The organism is Rhodococcus sp. PD04, from assembly GCF_035918275.1.
Classification (GTDB): domain Bacteria; phylum Actinomycetota; class Actinomycetes; order Mycobacteriales; family Mycobacteriaceae; genus Rhodococcus; species Rhodococcus rhodochrous.
Map to the genome: position 1 here is coordinate 3337681 of NZ_CP142143.1, position 23752 is coordinate 3361432.

The following is a 23752-nucleotide window of genomic DNA, read 5'->3' on the forward strand; positions in this document are numbered from 1 at the left end:
CGACTGCCACAGTGATTACCTCTTTCAGCAAGTATGGGTGTGTTAAGGCTAACGGGTAGCCGTGATGGACTTCGGACCGCGTCCGACGGCGACGACACCGGACTGGACGATCTCGCGGATTCCGTACGGTTCGAGCATGCGCAGCAGCGCGTCGAGCTTGGACCGCGTACCGGTCGCCTCGATGGTCAGCGACTCGGGCGAGACGTCGATCACCTTGGCGCGGAACAGATTCACCGTCTCGATGACCTGGGTGCGCACGCTGGCGTCGGCGCGCACCTTGATGAGCACGAGTTCGCGGGCGACGGACGCCTCGTCCTCCTGCTCGACGATCTTGATGACGTTGACGAGCTTGTTGAGCTGCTTGGTGACCTGCTCGAGCGGGAACTCGTCGACGGTCACCACGATCGTCATCCGCGAGATGTCGGGCACCTCGGTGCCACCGACGGCAAGGGATTCGATGTTGAAGCCGCGTCGCGAGAACAGCGATGCGACTCGGGCGAGCACGCCCGGCTTGTCCTCGACGAGAACACTGAGGGTGTGGCTCGTGCTCACTTGGTCTCCTCCTGGGCCGCAGCGTTCTCGCTGCGTGCTTCGAGCGCGTCGATGGTCTCGTGGATGACGGCGGGATCGTCGGCAGCGGCGTCGTCGTCGAACAGCGGCCGGATGTCGCGGGCCGCCATGATCTCGTCGTTGCTCGTGCCGGCAGCGACCATCGGCCACACCTGCGCGTCCTTGCCGACGATGAAGTCGATGACGACGGGGCGGTCGTTGATCTCCTGCGCCCGGCGGATCGCCGGCTCGACGTCCTCCTCACGCTCGACGCGGATGCCCACGCAGCCGAGGGCCTCGGCGAGCTTGACGAAGTCGGGGATGCGCAGCGAGTGCGTCGCCAGGTCGGTGTTCGAGTACCGCTCCTCGTAGAAGAGGGTCTGCCACTGCCGGACCATGCCGAGATTGCCGTTGTTGATGAGCGCGACCTTGATCGGCACACCCTCGACGGCGCACGTCGCGAGTTCCTGGTTGGTCATCTGGAAGCAGCCGTCGCCGTCGATGGCCCACACCTCGGTGTCGGGGCAACCCATCTTGGCTCCCAGAGCCGCGGGCACCGCGTAGCCCATGGTGCCGAGACCACCCGAGTTGAGCCACGTGCGGGGCTTCTCGTAGTCGACGAACTGCGCCGCCCACATCTGGTGCTGGCCGACACCCGCGCAGTAGATCGCGTCGGGGCCGGCGAGCTTACCGACGGCCTGGATGACGTACTGCGGCGACAGGGTGTCGTCGGTGGGGCGGTCGTAGCTCAGCGGGAAGGTGCGACGGATGTCGTCGAGGTACGCCCACCATGCCGAGTAGTCGAGCTTCGTGCCGGTCGCCAGGTCGGCGCGGATGGCCTCGAGCAGCTCGACGATGACCTCCTTGCAGTCACCGACGATCGGCACGTCGGCGTGCCGGTTCTTGCCGATCTCCGCCGGGTCGATGTCGGCGTGGATGACCTTGGCGTCGGGCGCGAAGGAGTCGAGCTGACCGGTGACGCGGTCGTCGAAGCGGGCACCGAGCGTGACGAGCAGGTCGCTCTTCTGCAGCGCCGCCACTGCAGCGACGTTGCCGTGCATGCCGGGCATGCCGCAGTGCAGGTTGTGGCTGTCGGGGAACGCGCCGCGGGCCATGAGCGTGGTGACGACCGGGATGCCGGTCAGCTCGGCGAGCTCGAGCAGCTCGGCCGACGCCTCGGCCTTGATGACGCCGCCGCCGACGTAGAGCACCGGGTTCTTCGCGTCGGCGATCAGTCGCGCGGCCTCGCGGACCTGCTTGCCGTGCGGCTTCGTCACCGGGCGGTAGCCGGGCAGGTGCATCTCCGGCGGCCAGCTGAAGGTGGTCTGCGCCTGGAGGATGTCCTTGGGGATGTCGACGAGGACCGCGCCCGGGCGACCCGAGGCGGCGAGGTAGAACGCCTCGGCCAGGATGCGCGGGATGTCGGCGCCGTCGGTGACCAGGAAGTTGTGCTTCGTGATCGGCATCGTGATGCCGGAGATGTCGGCTTCCTGGAAGGCGTCGGTGCCGATGAGGGGGCGACCGACCTGGCCGGTGATCGCGACGACGGGCACGGAGTCCATCTGCGCGTCGGCGAGCGGGGTGACGAGGTTCGTCGCGCCCGGACCCGAGGTGGCCATGCACACGCCGACCTTGCCGGTGGCCTGGGCGTAACCGGTGGCAGCGTGCCCGGCGCCCTGCTCATGGCGGACGAGCACGTGGCGCACGCGCCGCGAATCGAAGAGCGGGTCGTAGACGGGCAGGATCGCGCCGCCGGGAATGCCGAATACCGTGTCGACCTCGAGTTCCTCGAGTGCGCGGACCACCGACTGGGCGCCGGTGACCCGCTCGGGGGCGACCTGGCGTCGGTTGGTGGGCTGCGTCGCGGCAGCTGCGGGAGTCGGGGTGGCGGACCCCGGCTTTCGCGGCGAGGGTTGAGGCCGTGCGGTTGGTGCGCTCACTGCGAATTCCTCTGATTCTGGCTCCGGGCAACAAAAAACCCTCGTCAGCAAGTCTGCTGTACGAGGGTGGCGCGTCGTGGGCGAGTTGCGAAATGCGGCTCAGGCGACGACGCGCCGGCCGATTACGAGCAACCCATTCTGATTCACGCGCTCGACGGTAGGCGCATGGTGTCCAGACAGTCAACTTGGTGCGGTCGACCGTCCCAGAATGTGAGATGCCGCGGCTGCAGTGCGAAGATGTAGAGGTGTCATCTTCCCAGCAGCCCGTGCCACCGCCTCCATCATCCCACACGCCCGATTCGACGACGCAGGTCATCCAGATCTCGCGACTGTCGTTCCTCGCGTGCGCTCTGCTCCTCCTCGCCCTCGCCTCTCCGGCGCTGGCGTGGCCGGAGGCCTTCACATGGACGCTGATCATCCCGTTCCTCGTCGCGGCCTGGATCGTGCGGGTACGCACCGTCGTCGGCCCCGAGGGCATCGTCGCGCGAGCGACCTTCAAGACCACGAACCTGAAGTGGGACGAACTCGACGGCCTCCGGTTCCCGAAGCGGGGCTGGGCCCGCGCACGGCTCACCGACGGCAGCGAGGTCGCACTGCCGGTCGTCACCTTCGGCCGGCTGCCGCAGCTGTCGGAGGCCAGCGGAGGCCGCATCACCGATCCGTACGCGGCCGCACAGCTCGCCGAGGAGAAGGCATACCGCGAGAAGGCGGCCGCCGAAGCCGGTCCGGATGCCGAAACCACCGACGACGCAGTCACCGTCGAGAAGAAGGACGACCGCTCCTCCTGATCCTCGCGACCGGGTGCGAATAGAGGCATCCGGAAGCACGCGAGTAGATTCGTCGGTGCCGTTGCCCGGATCCGCCCAGCCCGGCGACCGGACGCGGCCCGGCCGATTGCGCACCAGCCACCGTCAAGGAAGTCAGCCCATGCCCCCGTTGAGGTCACGCACCACCACCGTCGGACGAAACGCCGCGGGAGCGCGCTCCCTGTGGCGCGCCACCGGCCTGACCGATTCCGACTTCGGCAAGCCGATCGTCGCGATCGCGAACTCCTACACGCAGTTCGTACCCGGTCACGTCCACCTCAAGGACGTCGGTGAGATCGTCGCGAAGGCCGTGCGCGAAGCGGGCGGCGTGGCGCGCGAGTTCCACACCATCGCAGTCGACGACGGCATCGCCATGGGCCACGGCGGCATGCTCTACTCGCTGCCGAGCCGCGAGATCATCGCCGACTCCGTCGAATACATGGTCAACGCGCACACCGCCGATGCACTGGTGTGCATCTCGAACTGCGACAAGATCACCCCGGGCATGCTCAATGCCGCGATGCGCCTGAACATCCCGACGATCTTCGTCTCCGGTGGTCCGATGGAGGCCGGTAAGGCGGTCGTCGTCAACGGTGTCGCGCAGGCCCCCACCGACCTCATCACCGCCATCTCGGCCTCCGCCAGCGAGGCCGTCGACGACGCGGGTCTCGACGAGGTCGAGCGCAGCGCGTGCCCGACCTGCGGTTCGTGCTCGGGCATGTTCACCGCCAACTCGATGAACTGCCTCACCGAGGCCCTCGGTCTCGCGCTGCCCGGCAACGGTTCGACCCTCGCCACCCACGAGGCGCGACGCGCACTGTTCGAGACCGCCGGCCGAACGATCGTCGAAGCGGCCCTGCGCTACTACCGCGACGACGACGAGTCGGTGCTTCCGCGCAACATCGCCACCCCGGCCGCCTTCCGCAACGCGATGGCGCTCGACGTCGCGATGGGTGGTTCCACCAACACCGTGCTGCACACCCTCGCCGCTGCGCAGGAGGGTGAAGTCGACTTCGACCTCACCACCATCGACGAGATCAGCCGCCGGGTGCCCTGCCTGGCGAAGGTCTCCCCGAACTCCGACTACCACATGGAGGACGTGCACCGCGCCGGCGGAATCCCCGCCATCCTCGGCGAGCTGCGCCGCGGTGGCCTGCTCGAGACCGACGTCTCCACGGTCCACACGAAGAGCTTCGACGAGTGGCTCGACACCTGGGACATCCGTTCCGGCAAGGCGTCCGAGACGGCCCTCGAGCTGTTCCACGCCGCACCGGGCGGTGTGCGCACCACCGAACCGTTCTCGACCGACAACCGCTGGTCGTCGCTCGACACCGATGCGGCGAACGGCTGCATCCGCGACATCGAGCACGCCTACACCGTCGAGGGCGGCCTGTGCGTGCTGCGCGGAAACCTCGCACCGGACGGCGCGATCCTCAAGACTGCCGGTATCGACGAGGACCTGTTCCACTTCGAGGGCCCGGCCTACGTCGTCGAGTCGCAGGAGGAGGCCGTCTCGGTCATCCTCGGCAAGAAGATCAAGGCCGGCGACGTCGTCGTCGTCCGCTACGAGGGCCCGGCCGGCGGCCCCGGCATGCAGGAGATGCTGCACCCCACCTCCTTCCTCAAGGGCATCGGCCTGGGCAAGGTGTGCGCCCTGATCACCGACGGCCGCTTCTCCGGCGGCACGTCCGGTCTGTCCATCGGGCACGTCTCCCCCGAGGCCGCGTCCGGTGGTGTGATCGGCCTGATCGAGCAGGGCGACCGGATCCGCATCGACGTCGCGACTCGCACCCTCGAGGTGCTCGTCGACGACGAGGTGCTCGCCGATCGTCGCGCGAAGATGGAGGCCTCCGAGCGGCCGTGGCAGCCCGTCGACCGTGAGCGCACGGTCTCGAAGGCACTGCGCGCCTACGCCGCTCTGGCGACCTCCGCCGACAAGGGTGCCGTCCGGCGCCTGCCGTAACACCTCACGACAGCAAGAGCGAGGGCCCCGCGATCGTTCCGATCGCGGGGCCCTCGCCTGTCGTGCGTGCTTCCTATGTCAGCGTCCGAAGATCCACAGGCACACGCCGGCTGCCACGCCCAGCAGCAGCACGACGAACGAACCCAGGAAGGGGCGTGTCGCCCAGCCGCGTCGTCCGTCGATCGCGATGCGTCCCGGTCCTGTGAGGGTGATCGCCACCGTGCAGGCGACGAGGAGGGCTTCGAACTCGAAGCCCGACGATTCGGCGGCGAAGAACTGGACGCCCGGCTCGAGTTCGTGTTTGAACAGCACCGCGTTGACCATGATGGCGACGATCGCAGCAGCGGCGAACGGAGTGAGCAGCCCCAGGACGAGCAGTCCTCCGGCCGCGATCTCACCGACCGCGCCGACGATCGCGAGCACGGCGGGCTGCTGGTACCCCGCGTCGCGCAGCAACGACTCGAAACCGTCGAGACCCGGGCCGTTCCACAGACCCACCAGCTTCTGCAGTCCGTGTGCGACGAGGATCGCCCCGACCGCCGCGCGCAGGACGAACAATCCGAGGTCGAGCGTCCCGCGGCGCACCTTCGGGGTCTGCTCGCCGACGGCCACCGCGCCGCCCGCATCCGCACCGAATACCGGCTCCGGCCGGTACATCTGCTCGGTGGGAGCGGCGTAGGCGTCGTTGCCGAGGGGCGTTCCCCCGGCCCCGAAGTCGTCGTCCGATCCGAGATACGACTCGCGTGGTCGGTGCATCTCGAGTGTGTGCTCGTCGGGCTGGTTTCCGTAGGGACTCGAACCTGCGTCCGGTATGCCACCGTTCTTGTTGTCGGCCACGCCCCCAGCCTAGGCCCGTGACTGCCCCCGCACCCGGCATCCGCGGGTGCGCGCGTCGTGCCGGTAACGTTTGCGGCATGACACGGGGTACGCGGTGGAGGGGTTCGTGGGGCGTACGTGCGGCAGCGGCGGCGCTCGCCGTCGGAGTCCTCGCCGTCCCGTCCTGCGCCCGCTTCGACGACTCCGCATCGAGCCCGTTCACCCCCGAACCCACCTTCGATCCGGGACCGGGCGTCGGGCCCCAGGACCCCACCGAGACGACCACGCCGAGCGCCTCCCCCAAGCCTCCGGGGCCGTGTGTCGATCCCGATCCGTCCGTGATCGCGACCTGCCTCGACGTCACCGGCGGCCTGGTGACGATGCCCGACGGCAACTCCGCGCTCGTCACCGAGCGCCGGACGGGTCGGATATTGCAGGTCGCGCCGGAGACCGAGCCGGTGGAGATCGCGACGATCCCGGTCGACGGATCCGGGGACGGTGGGCTGCTGGACGTGGCACTCTCCCCCACCTTCGCCGAGGACCGACTGCTCTACGCCTACATCACCACGGCCTCGGACAACCGTGTGGTCCGCATCGCCGCGGGCGACACTCCCAAGGACGTGCTGACGGGAATCCCGCGCGGCGCGACGGGCAATTCCGGCGCCATCGAGTTCGTCTCGCCCACCGAGCTCGCCGTCCTGACCGGCGACGCCGGAAACGCAGCGGCCGCAAACGATCCGAACGTCCTGTCCGGCAAGCTCCTGAACCTGCCGCTCCCGGCACCCGGCGCGGCACCCACTCCCTCGGTGATGCTGTCGGGCATCGGCACCGCGGGCGATGTGTGCCGCGATCCGAACGGCAACCTGTGGATCACCGACCGCACCCCCCTCGAGGACCGGCTCCAGCGGGTGGGGGTCGACGGCTCGACCGGCACCGGCCCGGCCTGGACGTGGCCCGAACGGCCCGGTGTCGCCGGGTGCGCGGCGGCTCCCGACGGGATCGCGATCTCGCTCACCGACGCGAAGGCCGTCGCGGTCGTCGCCACCGACCCGGGTACCGGCGCGGTCACGGCGTCCCCCGTCCTCGCGGCGGAGGACCGCTACGGCATGCTGCGCGGCGCCTCTTCGTCGCCCGACGGCCTGCTGTGGGTCTCGACGGTCAACAAGTCCGGCGCCGAACCGGGACCGAACGACGACCGAGTCATCCGCATCCAGTTCCCGGCCGGTGGCGGCGGATTCGACTGATCATGCCCGCTCCGGCGTCTCCGCCGGAGCGGGGCGGTGGAGCAGCCCCGCGAGCATCGGCAGGACGAGGACGGTGACGGCGCCCGCCGCCACGAGGATCGACGCGCTCGCGTTCGTCATCTGATCGGCACTCACCGCGACGCCCGTGACCGCGACGATCAGCGGAAGACCCGTCGTGGAGTACAGGGCGATCTGCAGCTGTTCGGCGGTTCCGAACATGCGGTTGCCGGTCTCGTCGCGTTCGAGGCGCGATGCGACGAACACCGGTACACCCCTCACCAGGACGAGCAGTCCGAGGAATGCCAGCAGGATGCCCGGGGCACTCGCGACGGCACCGACGTCGATCGCCATGCCCGAGGTGACGAAGAAGATCGGGATGAGGAAGCCGTATCCGAGACCGTCGAGCTTCTTCTCGAGCCGCTCGTCGCCCGTGGGGATCGTGCGGCGCAGGATGAAACCGGCCGCGAACGCACCGAGGATGATGTCGAGATCGAAGACGGCGGCGACCGCGATGAGTCCGACGAGCAGCAACATCGTCAGGCGCACCGGGATCTGGGCGGTGGTGTCGGAGCCGAGCCGGACGAACTGGGTGAACCGTGAGCCCTCCCCCAGGATCCAGGTCGGCAGCACGGCGACGGCGACGGCGACGACCGCGAACGCCAGCAGGACGATCAGCGAGCCGAGTGCGCCGCGCGCACCGAGCAGGGTTGCCATGGCCACGACGGGCAGCAGTTCTCCGAACGCCCCGTGATTGAGCACCGACCGTCCGAGTGGGGTCGCGACGAGCCCGCGGTCGGCGAGGATCGGCAGGAGCGTCCCCAGCGCCGTGGATGTCAGGGCGATCGCCACGGCGATCTCGGCGTGCACCTGGCCTACCGCTCCCAGTGCGGCGACGGTGCCGAGCGCCGACAGCATGCACACGCACCAGGTGAGCATCGCGCGGCGCCCACCCCGCCCGCGCAGCTCGGCGGGGTCGATCTCGTATCCGGCGAGCAGGAAGAGCATTCCCAGGCCGAGTTCGCGCAGGATGCCGATCTCGCTGCCCGTCTCCGCGAGGTCGAACGCGTAGGGGCCGATGAGGACACCGGCCACCAGCAGCAGCACGACCTCGGGGACCAGCCGACGCGGGACGGCGCCGGCGATCAGCGGTGCCAGCACCGCCGCGACGGCGATCCAGAACAGCGAGGTGGCTACAGCAGCGTCCATGCGCCGAAACTCTAGCCGCGCAAGATCAACGTACGCGCGAGGACGAGGACCGACACACTCACGACCAGCAGGCGCGAACCCCGATGGACGGTCGGTTGTGGACGGACCGTCCATGACCGTGTTTAAATGGACGGACCGTCCACATCTCCGGAAGGAGCTCTCGTGTCCGACGCGAACACCACACCTCGGGTGGCCCTGGTCACCGGTGGATCCGGCGGTATCGGCCGCGCCGTGAGCGAACGTCTGGCAGCCGACGGGTTCGCGGTTGCCGTGCATTACGGCGGGAACGCCCGGCGAGCCGGGCAGATCGTGGACGAGATCGTCGCGGGCGGCGGGCGGGCGATCACCGTCGTGGGCGACGTCGCCGACGAAGTCGGGATGGCCGAGGCATTCGACTCGGTGGAGGCCGAGTTCGGAGGCCTCGACGTGGTGGTCAACACCGCCGGGATCATGGTGCTCTCCCCCGTCGCGAGCCTCGATCTGGCCGACCTCGACCGGATGCACCGAACCAATGTCCGCGGCGCCTTCGTCGTCTCCCGGCTCGCCGCCAACAGACTTCGCAGGGGCGGCGCCCTGATCAACGTGTCCACCAGCCAGACCCGGCTCCAGCACCCGACGTACGCTGCGTATGCCGCAAGCAAGGCCGCCGTCGAGAGCCTGACCCTCGTCCTTGCCCGCGAGTTGCGCGGCAAGGACATCACTGTGAACGCGATCGCGCCCGGCCCGACCGCGACACCGCTGTTCCTCGACGGCAAGGACGAACACACCGTCGAGCGCCTCGCCGGCCTGGCCCCGCTCGAACGCCTGGGCACGCCCGAGGACATCGCGGAGGTCGCGGCCTTCCTCGCCGGTCCGGGCCGCTGGATCAACGGTCAGGTCGTCTTCCCCAACGGCGGGATCGCTTGACGCGCCGCGGGCGTCGCCCCGCCGAGGAGGTGCGCGCCGACATCCTGGAGGCCGTCGGGGCGATCCTCCTGAGCGAGGGCAGCGCGAACCTCACCTTCGAGCGAGTCTCACGCGAGGCCTCCGTCAGCAAGACGACCCTCTACAAGTGGTGGCCTTCGATGGGTGCACTCGCGCTCGACGGCTACTTCCACGCGGTGGAAGGCACTCTCGCATTTCCCGACACCGGCGACATCCGCGTCGATCTCATCAGCCAGCTCCGCGCCTTCGGCGAACTGATGACCCGGACTCCCGGGGGACGGGTCCTGACCGAACTGATCGGGCGGTCCCAGACCGACGAAGACCTGGCGATCGCATATCGGCGCCTGTATTCGTCCCAACGCCGCCGTCTCGCCTGCGAACGGCTGCGGCGCGCTCAGGAGGTCGGCCAGATCCGTTCCGACGTCGACCTGCAGATCATCGTGGACCAGCTCTGGGGAGCGGTCTACCACCGGCTCCTGATCCCCGACGAACCCGTCACGGATCGCTTCATCGACGGCCTGGTCACCAACCTCCTCGACGGCGTCGCATCCCGGAAGGCATGACGCGACGATCCGTCGCCCGAGGGCGGGAGTGCGACGCCCTGTCCCGCGGTCGTCCACAGGACAGGGCCCCGCTGTGCGGGATCAACTGCACGCGGCGATGACGAGTTCCTTCACGCGCGCCGGATCGGCCTGTCCGCGAGTGGCCTTCATGACGTCGCCGACGATCTTGCCGGCCGCCTGGACCTTGCCGGAGCGGATCTTGTCGGCGATGTCGGGGTTTGCGGCCAGAGCGGCGTCGACCGCGGCCTGCAGCGCCGAATCGTCGCGCACGACCTCGAGACCGCGAGCCGCCACCACCTCGTCGGGTTCGCCCTCACCGGCGAGCACACCGTCGACGACCTGCCGGGCCAGCTTGTTCGTCAGCTTGCCGTCGGCCACCAGCGCGATGACGCGGGCGACCTGCTCGGGCGTGATGGGCAGTTCGGCGAGTTCGACACCGCGGGTGTTGGCCTGCTGGGCCAGGTAGGCGACCCACCATGAGCGGGCCTCCGAGGCGGGGGCACCGGCCTCGGTGGTCGCGATGACGAGATCGAGCGCGCCGGCGTTGACGAGGTCGCGCATCTCCTCGTCGGAGACACCCCAATCGGCCTGGATGCGGGCGCGGCGCAGCCACGGCAGCTCGGGCAGCGTCGCGCGAAGCTCCTCCACCCAGGCAGCGTCGGGCGCGATCGGCTCGAGGTCGGGTTCCGGGAAGTAGCGGTAGTCCTCGGCGGTCTCCTTGCGGCGACCGGGCGAGGTGGTGCCGTCGGCCTCCTGGAAGTGCCGGGTCTCCTGGATCACCTCACCACCGGAGACCAGCACGGCCGCCTGGCGCCGCATCTCGTAGCGCACCGCGACCTCGACGGACTTGAGGGAGTTGACGTTCTTCGTCTCGGTACGGGTACCGAACTCCTTCGCGCCGATGGGCATCAGCGAGATGTTCGCGTCGCACCGCATCGAGCCCTGGTCCATGCGGACGTCGGAGACGTCGAGGGCCTTGAGCAGGTCGCGCAGGGCGGTGACGTAGGCGCGGGCGACCTCGGGGGCGCGCTCACCGGCACCGACGATCGGCTTGGTGACGATCTCGACGAGCGGCACACCAGCGCGGTTGTAGTCGAGCAGCGAGTGGCTCGCACCGTGGATGCGGCCGGTGGCGCCACCGACGTGCAGCGACTTGCCGGTGTCCTCCTCCATGTGCGCGCGCTCGATGTCGACGCGCCAGGTGGTGCCGTCGTCGAGCACGACGTCGAGATATCCGTCGGTGGCAATCGGCTCGTCGTACTGCGAGATCTGGTAGTTCTTCGGCTGATCCGGGTAGAAGTAGTTCTTCCGCGCGAAACGACCCCAGGGGGTGATCGAGCAGTTCAGCGCGAGGCCGATGCGGATCGCGGACTCGACGGCGGCCTGGTTGACGACAGGCAGTGCCCCCGGCAGACCGAGGCAGACCGGGCACACCTGCGTGTTGGGCTCGGCACCGAAGGCGGTCGGACAGCCACAGAACATCTTGGTGGCGGTGTGCAGCTCGACGTGCACCTCCATGCCCATCACGGGCTCGAACTTCGCGAGCACGTCGTCGTAGGCGAGCAGGTCAGCGGACACGGAGGCAGTCATGGTGTCGATTTTAGACGGCGCCGGGAGTGCCGACGCGCGGCCTCACCCGAACAGGATCCGCATCTCCTGATAGCGCTCGTCGGGTACGTACTTCGGTTCGGCGAGCTCGTCGAAATCGACCCGGGCGATGTCGGTGCCGTGCAGCGCGACCATGTGGCCCCAGTCCTCCTCGGCGACGAGATCGGTCACCGCCATGCCGAGCCGCGTGGCGAGCACCCGGTCGAATGCCGTGGGTACACCGCCCCGTTGGATATGACCGAGCACCGTCGCGCGGGCCTCGACGCCGGTGTGCTTCTCGATGAGCGGCGCGAGCACCTCCGCGATACCGCCGAGACGCGGCCGGTCGAATCCGTCGAGCCCCTTGGTGGAGTACGCCTCCTCCATCTCGGGCAGTGTGAAGCCCTCCGCGACGACGACCATCGGCGAACGCCCGCGGTCGCGGACGCTGGTCACCCACTCGCAGATCTGTTCGAGGCTCTCGGGGTGTTCAGGGATGAGGATGGCGTGTGCGCCACCGGCGGTACCCGCGTGCAGTGCGATCCATCCGGCGTGCCGGCCCATGACCTCGAGCACCATGCACCGCTTGTGGGAGTTGCCGGTGGTGCGGAGGCGGTCGATCGCCACCGTCGCGATCTCGACGGCGGTGTCGAAACCGAAGGTGTAGTCGGTGTGGCTGAGGTCGTTGTCGATCGTCTTCGGCACACCGACGATGCGGATCCCTTCACCGAACAGTCGCTTCGAGGCGGCGGCGGTGCCCTCTCCCCCGATGGCGATCACGGCGTCGATCCCGAGACGGTCGAGGGTCTTCTGGATGTTCTGTGCCCCACCGTCGGGTCCCTGGTACGGACCGAACCGGCTCGTGCCGAGGATCGTGCCACCCTGCTGGGCGAGACCGCGAACACGGCTGCGGTCCAACGGGATCACATCTCCTTCGACGAGACCGCGCCAGCCGTCGAGGAATCCTACGAACTCCTGTCCGTGGACCTCGGTCCCCTTGAGCACCGCACCGCGGATGACCGCGTTGAGACCGGGGCAGTCCCCGCCACTGGTGAGAATTCCGATCCTCGTCACGCACTACCTCCCGTCGGATGGACCAGTACCGCACCGGACCGGTTCTGCCCGAACCGGTGCTGCACTGCCAATCCTGCCCGTTCGCAGTCGCGACGGCAGCCCGATTCAGCCGGGTGTGACGAGACCGGACTCGTAGGCGAGCACCACGGCCTGTGCGCGGTCGCGCAGGTGCAGTTTCGCGAGAACCTTGCCGACGTGGGTCTTGACGGTCTGCTCGGCGACGAACAACCGCTCCGCGATCTCTGTGTTCGACAGGCCGTGCGCGATCAGTTCGAGCACCTCGAGTTCGCGCGGGGTGAGCGGATCGAGGACGCGGTCGCGTCCTCTCGCCGGCCGGCGCCGGCTGGTGACGTCGGCGATGAGGCGACGGGTGACGGTCGGCGCGAGCAGCGCCTGGCCGTCGGCGACCACCCTCACTGCACGCACGAGTTCGTCGGCGGGGGCGTCCTTGAGCAGGAATCCGCTCGCTCCCATACCCAGCGCTTCGTAGACGTAGTCGTCGAGGTCGAAGGTGGTGAGCATGAGCACCTTCGACCGCGGCTCACGAGTGTCGGCGAGGATGTGCCGCGCCGCGTCGAGACCGTTCATCTCGGGCATGCGCACGTCCATGAGGACCACGTCGGGTCGCAGTCGCGCGACCTCCGAGACGGCTGCTCGACCGTCGGGGGCATCGCCGACGACGCTGATATCGGGCTGGGCTCCGAGCAACGCTCCGAAGCCCTGCCGGACCATGGCCTGATCGTCGGCGATGAACACGGTGATGGGAGGGTGCGGTTCGGTCATCGGCACCCACCTTAGGCCCCGGTCAGCACCGGGAGAACCGCTCGGACCTCGAAACCTCCGCCGGGCCGGGGATGGGCGACGAGTTGCCCGCCCACGACGGACGCGCGTTCGACCATGCCCAGGATGCCGTTGCCGCCGCTGCGGTCCGATTGCCGAAGGGCGGCGTCGACCTCACCGGGCGAGGCCGGCCCGTTGGTCACCTCCACCGTGACGGTCGCCGGCTCCCACTGCAGCCGTGCGCACACGCGGGCGCCGGGTGCGTGCCGGGCCGCGTTCGCCAGGGACTCCTGCAGGATCCGGTAGACGGTGAGTCCGACACCGTCGGAGACTGGTACGGGGACGCCGACCGTCTCCGTCTCGAGCGCCATACCGGCTCGGCGGGAGGACTCGAACAGCTCACCGATGCGGTCGATGTCGGGCTGCGGTTCGCGTTCGGGGAGCTGCCCGTCGCTGCGAAGCACCCCAAGCAGGGTGCGGACCTCGTTCAGCGCCTCCCGTGCGGTCGCACCGAGGGCGTCGAATTCGGCGCGCACGTCGTCGTTCACGTCCGGAAGCCGGTAGGGCGCGCTCTGCGCCTGCACGACGATCATCGACATGTGATGGGCAACGATGTCGTGGAGGTCGCGTGCGATGTGGGCCTTCTCTTCGAGGATGGCGCGCCGTGCACGTTCGAGCTCGCTGACCTCCTCCTCCTGGGCGAGTTGCCGTCGGGAGATCACCAGCCAGCGCACCAGCAGCCCGAATACCACCAGGGCGCTGATCCCGATCCCCCAGCCCCAGCCGTCGCTGCCGGGGACGAAGGCCGCGAAGAGCAGAACCGTCGAGACCCAGACGACGAGGACGATCCGGATCTCCTCGCGGATCGCAACGGCGAACACCAGCGCGAGCATCACCAGGATGTGCACGACCTGCCACGGATAGTCGTAGCCGGGGACCAGGTCGAACGCTATCGGGATGACGAGTCCCGCCGCCGCGACCACCGCCCATCCGAGCGCCGGCCGGACGAGCACGAGGAGGAACGGGAACACCGCCATCCCCGAGATCAGCGGCAGGAGGGGTGGGGAGATGTCGTGGGTCAGGGGCAGCGTCGGCCACGCGATCGCATAGAGGATCAACGTCACGGTGACCACGGTGACGACGCTCCACCGTCCCCGGCCCAGGCGTCCCGCGGTTCTCACGCCGGACTTCGCAAGCTCTTTCACCTCACCCACGCTAGGAGCCGGGGTCTCGACTGTCCTCATACCTGGGGGTGAGATCCGCATAGCTCTGCGGGTGGTGTCGGTCTCCTCGAGATCGCTCCGTCGCGGGGTCCGGTGCAGGGCTACGCGTTCCTAGCGTCACCGGCATGACAGTGAGATCCGCAGCGGTCCGAGTCGCGTCGGTCGTCTTCCTCGCCACCGCAGCATATGCCGCCGTGCCGGGGGCGCTCGCCCACTCCGCCGCGCCCCCGACGGAGGACGCCGCGGCCGCAGCGACGGTGACGGCGCTCGTCGCCGACGACGCGGAGGGAGCACTGTCGTCCCTGCCGGCCGATTTCACCGCCGTGATGGGGTATGCGCCGATCGTCGAACAGTGGGCGGACGGGACGACGGTGCTCGCCGACCCCGAAGGTGACTGCTCCGCCCCGGTGCCGCTGCCGGCGGCGTTCGAATCGGCCTGCCGGGTGCACGATCTCGGGTACGACCTCCTGCGGTACGCCCACACCACCGGTGGCGAGCTGGGCACCGGTGCCCGCCGCGACCTCGACGGTCTGTTCGCGCGGCATCTCGACACCGTCTGCCGTTCCGAACCCGACATCACCTCCTGCACGCCGATCGCAGGGATCTCTTCTGCAGCAGTGGAATTCAACTCGTGGCGACAGGGCCACCGGACGCCTGTCGCGGAATCGCCGTGGGCCCTGGCCGTCGCTGCGGGCTCGGTCGCTCTGGGCTTCACGGCACGAAAGGTACGGCGATGACGATCCTCACGGTGGTTCTCGCGACGGTGATCTCCCTCGCCCCTCCCCTGCTGCCGCGACAGTCGGTCGTGCAGGGCGTCGTCACAGGGGTGTTCGTCGTGGTCGCGCTGGCCGTTCTCCGTCTCGTCGTGACCGCGCGGCGGCGGACCGGTCGGGCTCCGCGGCCGGCGAGGCCGGAACTGCGTGTGCCCGTCGCGCTCGTCGGCGGGTCCGTCGTGCTGGTCGCGGCCGCCGGTGCGCATCGGTGGCAGAACGGTCTGCGGGAGGCGATGGCGGTCCCGGCGCTTGATGTGCGCTGGTGGCTCGAGGCACTGGCGGTCGCGATCGTGGTCGTCGCGGCGCCGCTCGCCCTTCCGCGCCTCGTGCACCTCCTGTCGCGACGCGGGGTGGCGGTGGCCGTCGCCGCGACGCTGGGAATCGGCGCCACGGTTGGGATCGGCGCCACGGCGGCCTTCTCACCCGGAGGGGCGATCGACACGGTCGCCTCCCCCACCGCGCTCTCGGTGGGACTGTCGGGTGGCGTGGGATCGGCGGTGTCATGGAACCGGTTGGGTCGAGAGGGGCAGAAGTTCGTGTCCCTGCCCTCCGAGGGGTCACCGATCCGGATCTACGTGCCGTTGTCGGCCGCACCGGATCCGTCTGCGCGCGCCGAGTTCGCGGTGGACGAACTCCGCCGGGCGAGAGCCTTCGACCGACCGCATCTCGTGGTGGCCGTGCCGACCGGCTCGGGCTGGGTCGATGCCGCTGCGGTCCGCGGCTTCGAGGGCCGGTGGGGCGACGATGTCGCCATCGTCGCCCAGCAGTACTCGGACATGCCGAGCTGGGCGACCTTCGTCCTCGATCGCGGTGCTGCGGAGGAGGAGGCCCGCGCGCTCGTCACCGCATTGCGGGCGCACCTGTCCACGCTGCCCGACGAGCGACGCCCCGCCCTGCACGTCTACGGGCAGTCTCTGGGAGCGACCGGCGCGAGCGCCGTCTTCGACGACGAACCGGAGCCGTGTGCACTGTTCCTCGCGGGGCCGCCCGCGGGGGTCCGCACCGCCGGTGCGAGTGTCCGGGCGAACACCTCCGACCCGGTGGTGTGGTGGCGGCCGTCGCTGCTGTGGTCGCCGCCCGATCTGTCGCATGCGCGCGCCGATGCTCCGACCCCGCCGTGGCTGCCGGTGGTGTCGTTCGTGAACACGACGGTGGACCTGCTCACCTCGCTGGAGGCAGCACCCGGTCACGGTCATCGCTACGGCGACGATCAGGCCCGATGCACCTCCTCCGACGGATAGATCGCGCCCGCACGGATCGGTGTCCGGATACACCGCGACCCGCCGGCCGACGAACGGCACGGCGGGTCGTGATGGGAAAGGATCAGGCGACGATGGGTCCTCGTGCCGCCTCGAAGGCCGCACCCACGCGGTACAGACGCTCGTCGGCCAGGGCCGGGGCCATGATCTGCAGGCCGACGGGGAGACCGTCGTCCGCCGAGAGGCCGGACGGCACCGACATCGCGCAGTGCCCCGCGAGGTTGGTCGGGAGCGTGCACAGGTCGGACAGGTACATCGCCAGCGGATCGTCGACCTTCTCGCCGAGCTTCCACGGCGTGAACGGGCTCGTGGGCGAGACCAGCACGTCGACCTGCTCGTAGGCCTTGTCGAAGTCCTGCGCGATGAGGCTCCGGACCTTGAGCGCCTGACCGTAGTAGGCCTCGTAGTAGCCGGAGGACAGCGCGTAGGTGCCGATCATGATGCGGCGCTTGACCTCCTTGCCGAAGCCGGCGGCGCGGGTCGCGGCCATGACCTGCTCGGCACTCATCGTGCCGTCGTCGACGCGCATGCCGTACCGCATCGCGTCGAAGCGGGCCAGGTTGGAGGAGACCTCCGACGGCAGGATCAGGTAGTACGAGGCCAGCGCGTACTCGAAGTGCGGGCACGAGACCTCGACGACCTCCGCGCCGAGCTTCGTGAGCGTCTCGACCGCCGCGTCGAACGAGGAGAGCACGCCGGGCTGGTAGCTGTCGGAGTGCAGCTCCTTGACCACGCCGACCTTCAGGCCCTTCAGGTCGCCGGCCGCACCCTGGCGCGCCGCCTCCACGACGGGACGCACGGGGGCGTTCACCGACGTCGAGTCGCGCGGGTCGTGCCCGGCGATGACCTCGTGCAGCAGCGCCGTGTCGAGGACGGTGCGGCCGCAGGGACCACCCTGGTCGAGCGACGACGCGCAGGCGACGAGGCCGTACCGCGAGACCGTGCCGTAGGTGGGCTTGGTGCCGACGGTGGCGGTGACCGCGGCGGGCTGGCGGATCGAGCCACCGGTGTCGGTGCCGATCGCGAGCGGAGCCTGGTACGACGCGAGCGCCGCAGCGGAACCACCACCGGAGCCACCCGGGATACGGCTGGTGTCCCACGGGTTGCGGGTGGGGCCGTAGGCCGAGTTCTCGGTGGACGAACCCATCGCGAACTCGTCCATGTTGGTCTTGCCGAGGATGGGGATCCCGGCCTCGCGCAGCTTCGTGGTGAGCGTCGCGTCGTAGGGCGAGACCCAGCCCTCGAGGATCTTCGACCCGCACGTGGTGGGCATGTCCGTGGTGGTGAACACGTCCTTGAGCGCGAGCGGCACACCGGCGAGCGCCGAGGCCGGCTTCTCGCCCGCGGCGACGGCCCGGTCGACCTCGGCCGCGGCGGCGAGCGCCTGCTCGGAGGCGACGTGCAGGAAGGCGTTGTACTCGCCGTCCACCTCGGAGATGCGATCGAGGTGGGCCTGGGTGACCTCCACCGACGACAGTTCGCCGGCATGGATCTTCGACGCCAGGGTCGCGGCGTCGAGGCGTGTCGTATCCGTGCTCATTCGCCCTCTCCCAGGATCTGCGGGACCGAGAAGCGGTCCTCCTCGACGGCCGGGGCGCCGGAGAGCGCCTGCTCGGGCGTGAGACCGGGGACGACGACGTCGGGTCGCGTCACGTTGGTGACGGCGTTCGGGTTCGCCATGGGAGCCACATCGTCCGCGGCCACCTCCGACACCGCCTTGACGTGGTTGAGGATCGAATCCAACTGACCGGCGAACTCGTCGAGTTCGGCATCGGTCAGCGCAAGCCGGGACAACCGGGCGAGATGCGCGACCTCGTCACGGGAGATGGCAGGCACCGTGAATGGCCCCTTTCCGATGGAGAGTGAACGTCCTGTCCAGGGTAATGCGTCCTGGATGCGACGGCGCACGCGGTTCGGCGACATCACTCGTCGCACGGTCGGCGTCGCGTCCCGTCCACCGATGTTGCAAGCTTCGCAACGCTGTGTTGCGTTCGTGTGACATGCACCGTCGCGACCGGGGATTATCGATGGGGTCGGCATATTTTCGGATCTGCACCGTCCCGGACGCCGTCGCCGAGGTGCAAGGATGTGGTCTGCCAGAGGTCGACACGGGCCCCTGGGCCGGCACGCGGATGCCGGCGCACCATGTGCCGTCGGTGCGGCGTTCGTCGACGGCACGAAACCGACTGGGGAAAGGACTCACGTGTCGTACCTCTTGCGTGTCAGGCTCCCCGATCGTCCCGGTAGCCTCGGCTCGCTCGCCGTGGCGCTCGGTTCGGTCGGCGCCGACATCCTGTCGCTCGATGTGGTCGAGCGCGGCACGGACTTCGCGATCGACGATCTCGTCGTCGATGTCGAGCCGGGCAAGCTTCCCGACACGCTCCTCACCGCGGCCGAGGCTCTGCCCGGTGTGACGGTCGACTCGATCCGGCCCTACGCCGGAATCCTCGACACGCATCGCGAACTCGAACTGATCGATCACGTCGCCGCCGCCCGCGACGACCGCATCCAAGTCCTCGTCGACGGCGCTCCCCGGGTGCTCCGGGTGGGCTGGGCGACCGTGCTCGGGGTCGGCCCGAACGGCATCTTCCGCATCGCGGGGAGCCCGGGTTCGCCGGAGACCCATCTCAACGGTGTGCCCTGGATGCCGCTCGCCGAGGCCACCCTGCTCGACCACGACGGTGAGTGGGTGCCGCAGCTCTGGCGCGACATGGACACGATGCTCGCGGCCGCTCCCCTCGGCTCGTCCGAACGTGTCCTCGTCCTCGGCCGCCCCGGCGGACCGGAGTTCCGTCCGTCCGAGATCGCGCGCATCGGCTACTTCGCGGGCATCGTCGGCACCGTCCTCCGATAGTCCCCCGGGTTCCGGTCCCCAGGTTCCGGAACGGGTCTCAGCCGACAACGAGCCTGTGCGCCTGCGCGATCGCTTCCTCACGCGAGTGCACGCCCAGTTTCCTGTAGAGGGAACGCAATTGGGTCTTGACGGTGTTGAGGGTGACGAACTGTTCCTTGGCGATCGAGCTCGCGGTTCCGCCGGCGAGCAATGCCTCGAGGACCGCGCGCTCGCGCGGGGTCAGCCGTACGACGACACGGATCTCGCGGAAGATGCCGTACTCGGCCATCGCCGAGTCGAGATCGATCGGCAGGTCGACCCCGAGCGACAGGATGTCGCGCACGGCCGAGGGCGGGACACCGACGAACGGCCGTGTCACCCCGGCATGTTCCGCCAGCACCACGGCCCGCTGGAGATGCCGTCGCGCATCGGTGCGGCGACCGAGTCGCAGCGACGCCACCGATCCGATCAGGGCGAGTTCCGCACCGACGGCCGGACAGTGCTCACGGGCGGCATCCCCACGATGCACGATCACCTCCGCGCCTCCGGGATCGCCGCCGAGCAGACGCAATCGCGCACGGGCCGGAGCCGTGAGGGGGTGCGTCGAGCCGTCGAGCAGCTCGCGCGCCGCGCGGGCCTCGCCGAGCGCGAGGTGCAGGTCGGCACGCGCGGCATCGACCAACACCGCAGAGATACCGGTGAGGCGATGGGAGAAGTGCTGAAGTTCCGAATCGATGTACAGCAGGCCGTCGGCGGGCACACCGCTCAGCAGCGCCAGTCGCCCCCGCGCGTACATGACGGCCGCCCACAACTCTTCCGTGTGGCGGGGAGTGCCGAGTTCGGAGAGCGCGCGGAAGGCCGTGCCGGTGTCGAGCCTGTCGAGGGCCACGAGCGCGGTGGCGACCAGGCCCGCCGTACGGACGAGGGCCTCGGCCTCTCCCATGATCGGCGGATGCCGGAGCTCCTCCTCGATCCACCGGGTCGCCTCGTGGGTCCGGCCCCGGAGGGCTTCGAGGAGCGCGAGTTTGCCCGCGGCCTCCCGCTCGACGAACACACCGCGTCCCGCCGTGTGGGCACGGCGCAGCATCGTTCCGGCATCGGTGGTGCGTCCGCCGAGGAGGTAGACGGTGCCGAAGTTGAGGTATTTCAGTCCGTGGGCGTGCCGGGTCGTGTCGTCCAGCGTCTCGAAATCCGGCACGGGTTCGGTGGCCAGGCCGTCGCACACTTCCATCGCCTCGTCGTAGGCACCCTGCATCCGGAGACTTCCGAGGCGGAGGATCGTTTCGAAGGATTGCGGGAAGGCCCACTGCCCCGGCTCTCCCGCCTCGTTCCGGGCACGGGTGATCGTCCGCAGCGACGCGACGGTGCGATCGTTGGTCGCCATGTCGTCGGGGAGCAGCTCGAGCAGCACGATCCCCAGGGAGCGGAGCGATCCGCTTCCGTACAGTGCCACCCAGTTCTTCTCGACGATGTCGATCGCGCATCGCCAGTCGCGCCGCTCCACGGCATGTTCGAGCGCGATGTCCGGACGTGAGCGCTGCAACCAGTAGTCGATGAGAGCCGACCGCGCATCCCACAGTTCCTCGGGGTATTCGGCGCTGCCCACCCGCAGGAGTGATCTGCGGACGACCTCGGGATAGCACCAGGCGGTCTCGCCGTCCGTGGAGTCCTCGTCCGTCGAGCAGGCCTCGATCAGTCCCGACTCGGCCAGCGCGGTGAGGAAGGCGTCGCTGTCGTCGATGTGCGGTAGAGCCGAGATCGACGACTCCGTCACCGTGTTGGGTGCGGCGGAGACGAGGACCGAGCGGGAGGACAGTGCCAGTGAGGGATCCGCGGCCACGACATGCATGACGACGAGATCGACGGCCGAGTCGACCAGGACGTCGAGGGCGTCGGTGCCGTAGACCCGATCCGGCTTCTCGGCGCGCAGTGTCGCACACACCGCCGCGACGAATGCGGCGAATCCTTCGGTGCGGCGGGTGATCCACTCGATGGTGCGTTCGTCCCGCGCAAGTCCGAAGAGCCGGCACAGTGCAGCGGTCTCGTCCACAGTGAATGCCAGGTCGTCGTCGCCGACGATCGTCCTGCGCGGGTGTCCGTCGACGTGTTCGGCCCACGCCCCCGTGGCCCTGCTGGTGACCACGATCCGCACCTGTGGCCCGAGCCGCAGCAACTGCCCGACCCGGTCTTCGATCGCCTCGACCGACCGGACACCGTCGAGCACGAACATCACGGGCCGGGAGTGCCGGACCAGTATCGAACACAACGAGTCGAAGGAGCCTTCCGCCGCAACGGGTTCGTCGACTCCGAGGGAGGTACACAGCGACGATGCCACCGTCGCCCAGTAGGTCTCGGGTGTGACGTCGTGCGCGGGTTCGGGAATCACCACCGGCGCCCACTCGGGGCACGGGTCGGTCGCCAACCACGTGTCGACGAGGGTCGTCTTGCCGGAGAAGGGGCCACCGACGATCACGGCGAGTTCGGAATGCGCGGACAGAACGGAGAACAATCGGCGACGGGACAAAGGCAGTGTTCTCGGCACGTCCACTATCCCTTTCTCATCCGGGCAGCATCGTCCTCGAAACGGACTCACAAATGTGTGCAAATATTAGCAGCCGGCGGGGGAAATGACGGATTTCGCCGGAATTCGGATTGCGCGTCAGAATCACATCGAAGTAATTCCGCACCTCCATTCACACGGTCCACGAACGGATCTCACGCCGGCGGGGGAGAAACTCGGTGAGCTTCTCCCCCGCAGCGACTTCGTTCAGTGTGCGAATGCCTGGTCGGTGTGACCGCGACCGACACCCTTGCGGAGATATCCGACCACATCGGCGATGTCTTCACCGAGCTTGTGGGCGGTGTCCCGACTGAAGCCCTCGCGAAGCACGATTCGCAGGACCGCGACGTCCTCCGCGTCGGCCGGCATCGTGTAGGCCGGGACCTGGAATCCGCGGGCCCGCAATTCGTGGGAGATGTCGAACACCGTGAAGCCGGGGTCGCCCGTCACCTCGAAGGAGATGACCGGGATGGCGGAGCCGTCCGTGATGATCTCCATGTTCTCGATCTCGGAGATCTGCTTCGACAGCATGAGCGCGGTGTCGCGCAGGGTCTCCATGATCTGCGTGTAGCCAGCGATACCGAGCCGGATGAAGTTGTAGTACTGACCGATGACCTGGTTGCCAGGACGCGAGAAGTTCAGTGTGAACGTCGGCATGTCGCCACCGAGGTAGTTGACCCGGAAGACCAGGTCCTCGGGCAGATGTTCCTTCGAGCGCCAGACGACGAAACCGATACCCGGATAGGTCATGCCGTACTTGTGACCACTGACGTTGATGGACACGACCCGCGGCACACGGAAGTCCCATTCGAGGTCCGGATGGAGGAAGGGCACCACGAAGCCACCGGAGGCGGCGTCGACGTGCAGCGGGACGTCCGGACCGCCGGAGGCCGCGAGCTCGTCGAGCGCGGCGGCGATCTCCGCCACCGGCTCGAGTTCACCGGTAAAGGTGGTGCCGAGGATCGCGACGACGCCGATGGTGTTCTCGTCGACCGCTTCACGGACCTGCTCGGGGGTGATGACGTAGCGGCCGGGCTCCATCGGCAGGTACTTCGGCTCGACGTCGAAGTAGCGGCAGAACTTCTCCCACACCACCTGCACGTTGCTGCCGAGCACGAGGTTCGGCTTCGACGCGTCCTTGCCGGCGGCCCTACGGGCCTCACGCCAGCGCCACTTGAGCGCGAGACCGCCGAGCATGACGGCCTCGGACGAACCGATCGTCGAGACGCCGGTGGCCGACGACGGATCGGCCGGATCGAGGTCTTCGGCGTGGAACAGGGCCGCGACCATGTTGACGCAGCGGGTCTCGATCTCCGCCGTGGCCGGATACTCGTCCTTGTCGATCATGTTCTTGTCGAACGTCTCGGCCATGAGACGACCCGCCTGCGGATCCATCCACGTGGTGACGAAGGTCGCCAGGTTGAGCCGCGAGCTGCCGTCGAGCATCAGCTCGTCGTGGATGAACTGGTACGTCGCCTCCGGATCGGTCTCCGACTTGGGAAGTCGCAGAGCAGGAATCGGTTCGGTACCGAGTCTGCCGGTGAAGGCAGGTGCGAGTGTCTCGGCTGGAGCATTGGACTCTGACATGGTTTCCTCCATTTCCCGCATCGAACACTCGTCGATCCGGTGACATCAGGACATACGGGGGCGGC

Annotated in this window: 20 protein-coding genes; 8 read left to right on the top strand and 12 right to left on the bottom strand. The window is 68.8% G+C overall.

Annotated elements, in window-relative coordinates:
* Positions 1-48: 48 nt before the first annotated feature.
* Together ilvN and U9J23_RS15435 are read right to left on the bottom strand one after the other, a co-directional pair.
* Positions 49-552, bottom strand: a complete 504-nt coding sequence (ilvN, locus tag U9J23_RS15430; protein WP_006554535.1) for an acetolactate synthase small subunit — start codon at positions 550-552, stop codon at positions 49-51.
* Entirely contained in the window at positions 549-2489 is a 1941-nt protein-coding gene (locus U9J23_RS15435) for an acetolactate synthase large subunit (RefSeq protein WP_080968125.1), read from the bottom strand. Before U9J23_RS15435 ends, ilvN begins: the two co-directional genes overlap by 4 nt.
* A 266-nt stretch (positions 2490-2755) precedes the next feature.
* Between U9J23_RS15435 and U9J23_RS15440 the strand changes: the two genes are divergently transcribed.
* Complete coding sequence (locus U9J23_RS15440; RefSeq protein ID WP_059380774.1) at positions 2756-3277, top strand: PH domain-containing protein; 522 nt, start codon at positions 2756-2758, stop codon at positions 3275-3277.
* Positions 3278-3416: 139 nt separating this feature from the next.
* On the top strand, positions 3417-5258 hold the full coding sequence (gene ilvD, locus U9J23_RS15445) for a dihydroxy-acid dehydratase (protein ID WP_059380773.1): 1842 nt from the start codon (positions 3417-3419) through the stop codon (positions 5256-5258).
* Positions 5259-5336: 78 nt separating this feature from the next.
* Here ilvD and U9J23_RS15450 read toward each other — a convergent pair whose 3' ends face one another.
* On the bottom strand, positions 5337-6095 hold the full coding sequence (locus U9J23_RS15450; RefSeq protein WP_085468458.1) for a DoxX family protein: 759 nt from the start codon (positions 6093-6095) through the stop codon (positions 5337-5339).
* Between the two features lie 77 nt (positions 6096-6172).
* On the opposite strand from U9J23_RS15450, the gene U9J23_RS15455 reads away from it, so the two are divergent.
* The gene (locus U9J23_RS15455; RefSeq protein ID WP_085468459.1) at positions 6173-7318 is read left to right on the top strand and encodes a PQQ-dependent sugar dehydrogenase; all 1146 of its coding nucleotides are present in this window, start codon (positions 6173-6175) and stop codon (positions 7316-7318) included.
* On the opposite strand, the gene U9J23_RS15460 is transcribed toward U9J23_RS15455, so the two are convergent.
* On the bottom strand, positions 7319-8524 hold the full coding sequence (locus U9J23_RS15460) for a cation:proton antiporter (protein ID WP_229579359.1): 1206 nt from the start codon (positions 8522-8524) through the stop codon (positions 7319-7321).
* A 162-nt stretch (positions 8525-8686) separates the two neighbouring features.
* Between U9J23_RS15460 and U9J23_RS15465 the strand changes: the two genes are divergently transcribed.
* Both U9J23_RS15465 and U9J23_RS15470 read left to right on the top strand, forming a co-directional pair.
* Positions 8687-9430, top strand: coding sequence for an SDR family oxidoreductase (locus tag U9J23_RS15465; RefSeq protein ID WP_106201498.1), 744 nt, complete (start codon positions 8687-8689; stop codon positions 9428-9430).
* Between the two features lie 29 nt (positions 9431-9459).
* On the top strand, positions 9460-10011 hold the full coding sequence (locus U9J23_RS15470) for a TetR-like C-terminal domain-containing protein (protein WP_197700703.1): 552 nt from the start codon (positions 9460-9462) through the stop codon (positions 10009-10011).
* Positions 10012-10092: 81 nt separating this feature from the next.
* On the opposite strand, the gene gatB is transcribed toward U9J23_RS15470, so the two are convergent.
* From gatB to U9J23_RS15490, 4 genes are all read right to left on the bottom strand, one after another.
* The gene (gene gatB, locus U9J23_RS15475; RefSeq protein ID WP_016691191.1) at positions 10093-11601 is read right to left on the bottom strand and encodes an Asp-tRNA(Asn)/Glu-tRNA(Gln) amidotransferase subunit GatB; all 1509 of its coding nucleotides are present in this window, start codon (positions 11599-11601) and stop codon (positions 10093-10095) included.
* 42 nt (positions 11602-11643) lie between these two features.
* A complete protein-coding gene (locus U9J23_RS15480; RefSeq protein ID WP_059380768.1) occupies positions 11644-12672 on the bottom strand; it encodes a 6-phosphofructokinase in 1029 nt (342 codons plus the stop codon).
* Between the two features lie 105 nt (positions 12673-12777).
* A complete protein-coding gene (locus U9J23_RS15485; RefSeq protein ID WP_016691187.1) occupies positions 12778-13455 on the bottom strand; it encodes a response regulator in 678 nt (225 codons plus the stop codon).
* Between the two features lie 11 nt (positions 13456-13466).
* Positions 13467-14633 (bottom strand): sensor histidine kinase, encoded by a 1167-nt coding sequence (locus tag U9J23_RS15490; protein ID WP_370670829.1) that lies wholly within the window; start codon positions 14631-14633, stop codon positions 13467-13469.
* 167 nt (positions 14634-14800) lie between these two features.
* On the opposite strand from U9J23_RS15490, the gene U9J23_RS15495 reads away from it, so the two are divergent.
* The gene (locus tag U9J23_RS15495; RefSeq protein WP_059380766.1) at positions 14801-15412 is read left to right on the top strand and encodes a hypothetical protein; all 612 of its coding nucleotides are present in this window, start codon (positions 14801-14803) and stop codon (positions 15410-15412) included.
* On the top strand, positions 15409-16689 hold the full coding sequence (locus U9J23_RS15500; RefSeq protein ID WP_326598716.1) for an alpha/beta-hydrolase family protein: 1281 nt from the start codon (positions 15409-15411) through the stop codon (positions 16687-16689). The genes U9J23_RS15495 and U9J23_RS15500 overlap by 4 nt, the downstream gene beginning before the upstream one ends.
* 82 nt (positions 16690-16771) lie before the next feature.
* Here the strand turns inward: U9J23_RS15500 and gatA are convergent, their stop codons facing one another.
* Both gatA and gatC read right to left on the bottom strand, forming a co-directional pair.
* A complete protein-coding gene (gene gatA / locus U9J23_RS15505; RefSeq protein ID WP_059380765.1) occupies positions 16772-18247 on the bottom strand; it encodes an Asp-tRNA(Asn)/Glu-tRNA(Gln) amidotransferase subunit GatA in 1476 nt (491 codons plus the stop codon).
* Positions 18244-18543, bottom strand: coding sequence for an Asp-tRNA(Asn)/Glu-tRNA(Gln) amidotransferase subunit GatC (gatC, locus tag U9J23_RS15510; protein ID WP_006554549.1), 300 nt, complete (start codon positions 18541-18543; stop codon positions 18244-18246). Before gatC ends, gatA begins: the two co-directional genes overlap by 4 nt.
* A 367-nt stretch (positions 18544-18910) precedes the next feature.
* Here gatC and U9J23_RS15515 point away from each other — a divergent pair, with 367 nt between their 5' ends.
* A complete protein-coding gene (locus U9J23_RS15515) occupies positions 18911-19561 on the top strand; it encodes an amino acid-binding protein (protein WP_059380764.1) in 651 nt (216 codons plus the stop codon).
* A gap of 37 nt (positions 19562-19598) precedes the next feature.
* Here the strand turns inward: U9J23_RS15515 and U9J23_RS15520 are convergent, their stop codons facing one another.
* Together U9J23_RS15520 and U9J23_RS15525 are read right to left on the bottom strand one after the other, a co-directional pair.
* Positions 19599-22082 (bottom strand): LuxR C-terminal-related transcriptional regulator, encoded by a 2484-nt coding sequence (locus tag U9J23_RS15520; protein ID WP_230823512.1) that lies wholly within the window; start codon positions 22080-22082, stop codon positions 19599-19601.
* Between the two features lie 225 nt (positions 22083-22307).
* The gene (locus U9J23_RS15525; RefSeq protein WP_106199316.1) at positions 22308-23699 is read right to left on the bottom strand and encodes a glutamate decarboxylase; all 1392 of its coding nucleotides are present in this window, start codon (positions 23697-23699) and stop codon (positions 22308-22310) included.
* Positions 23700-23752 lie beyond the last annotated feature (53 nt).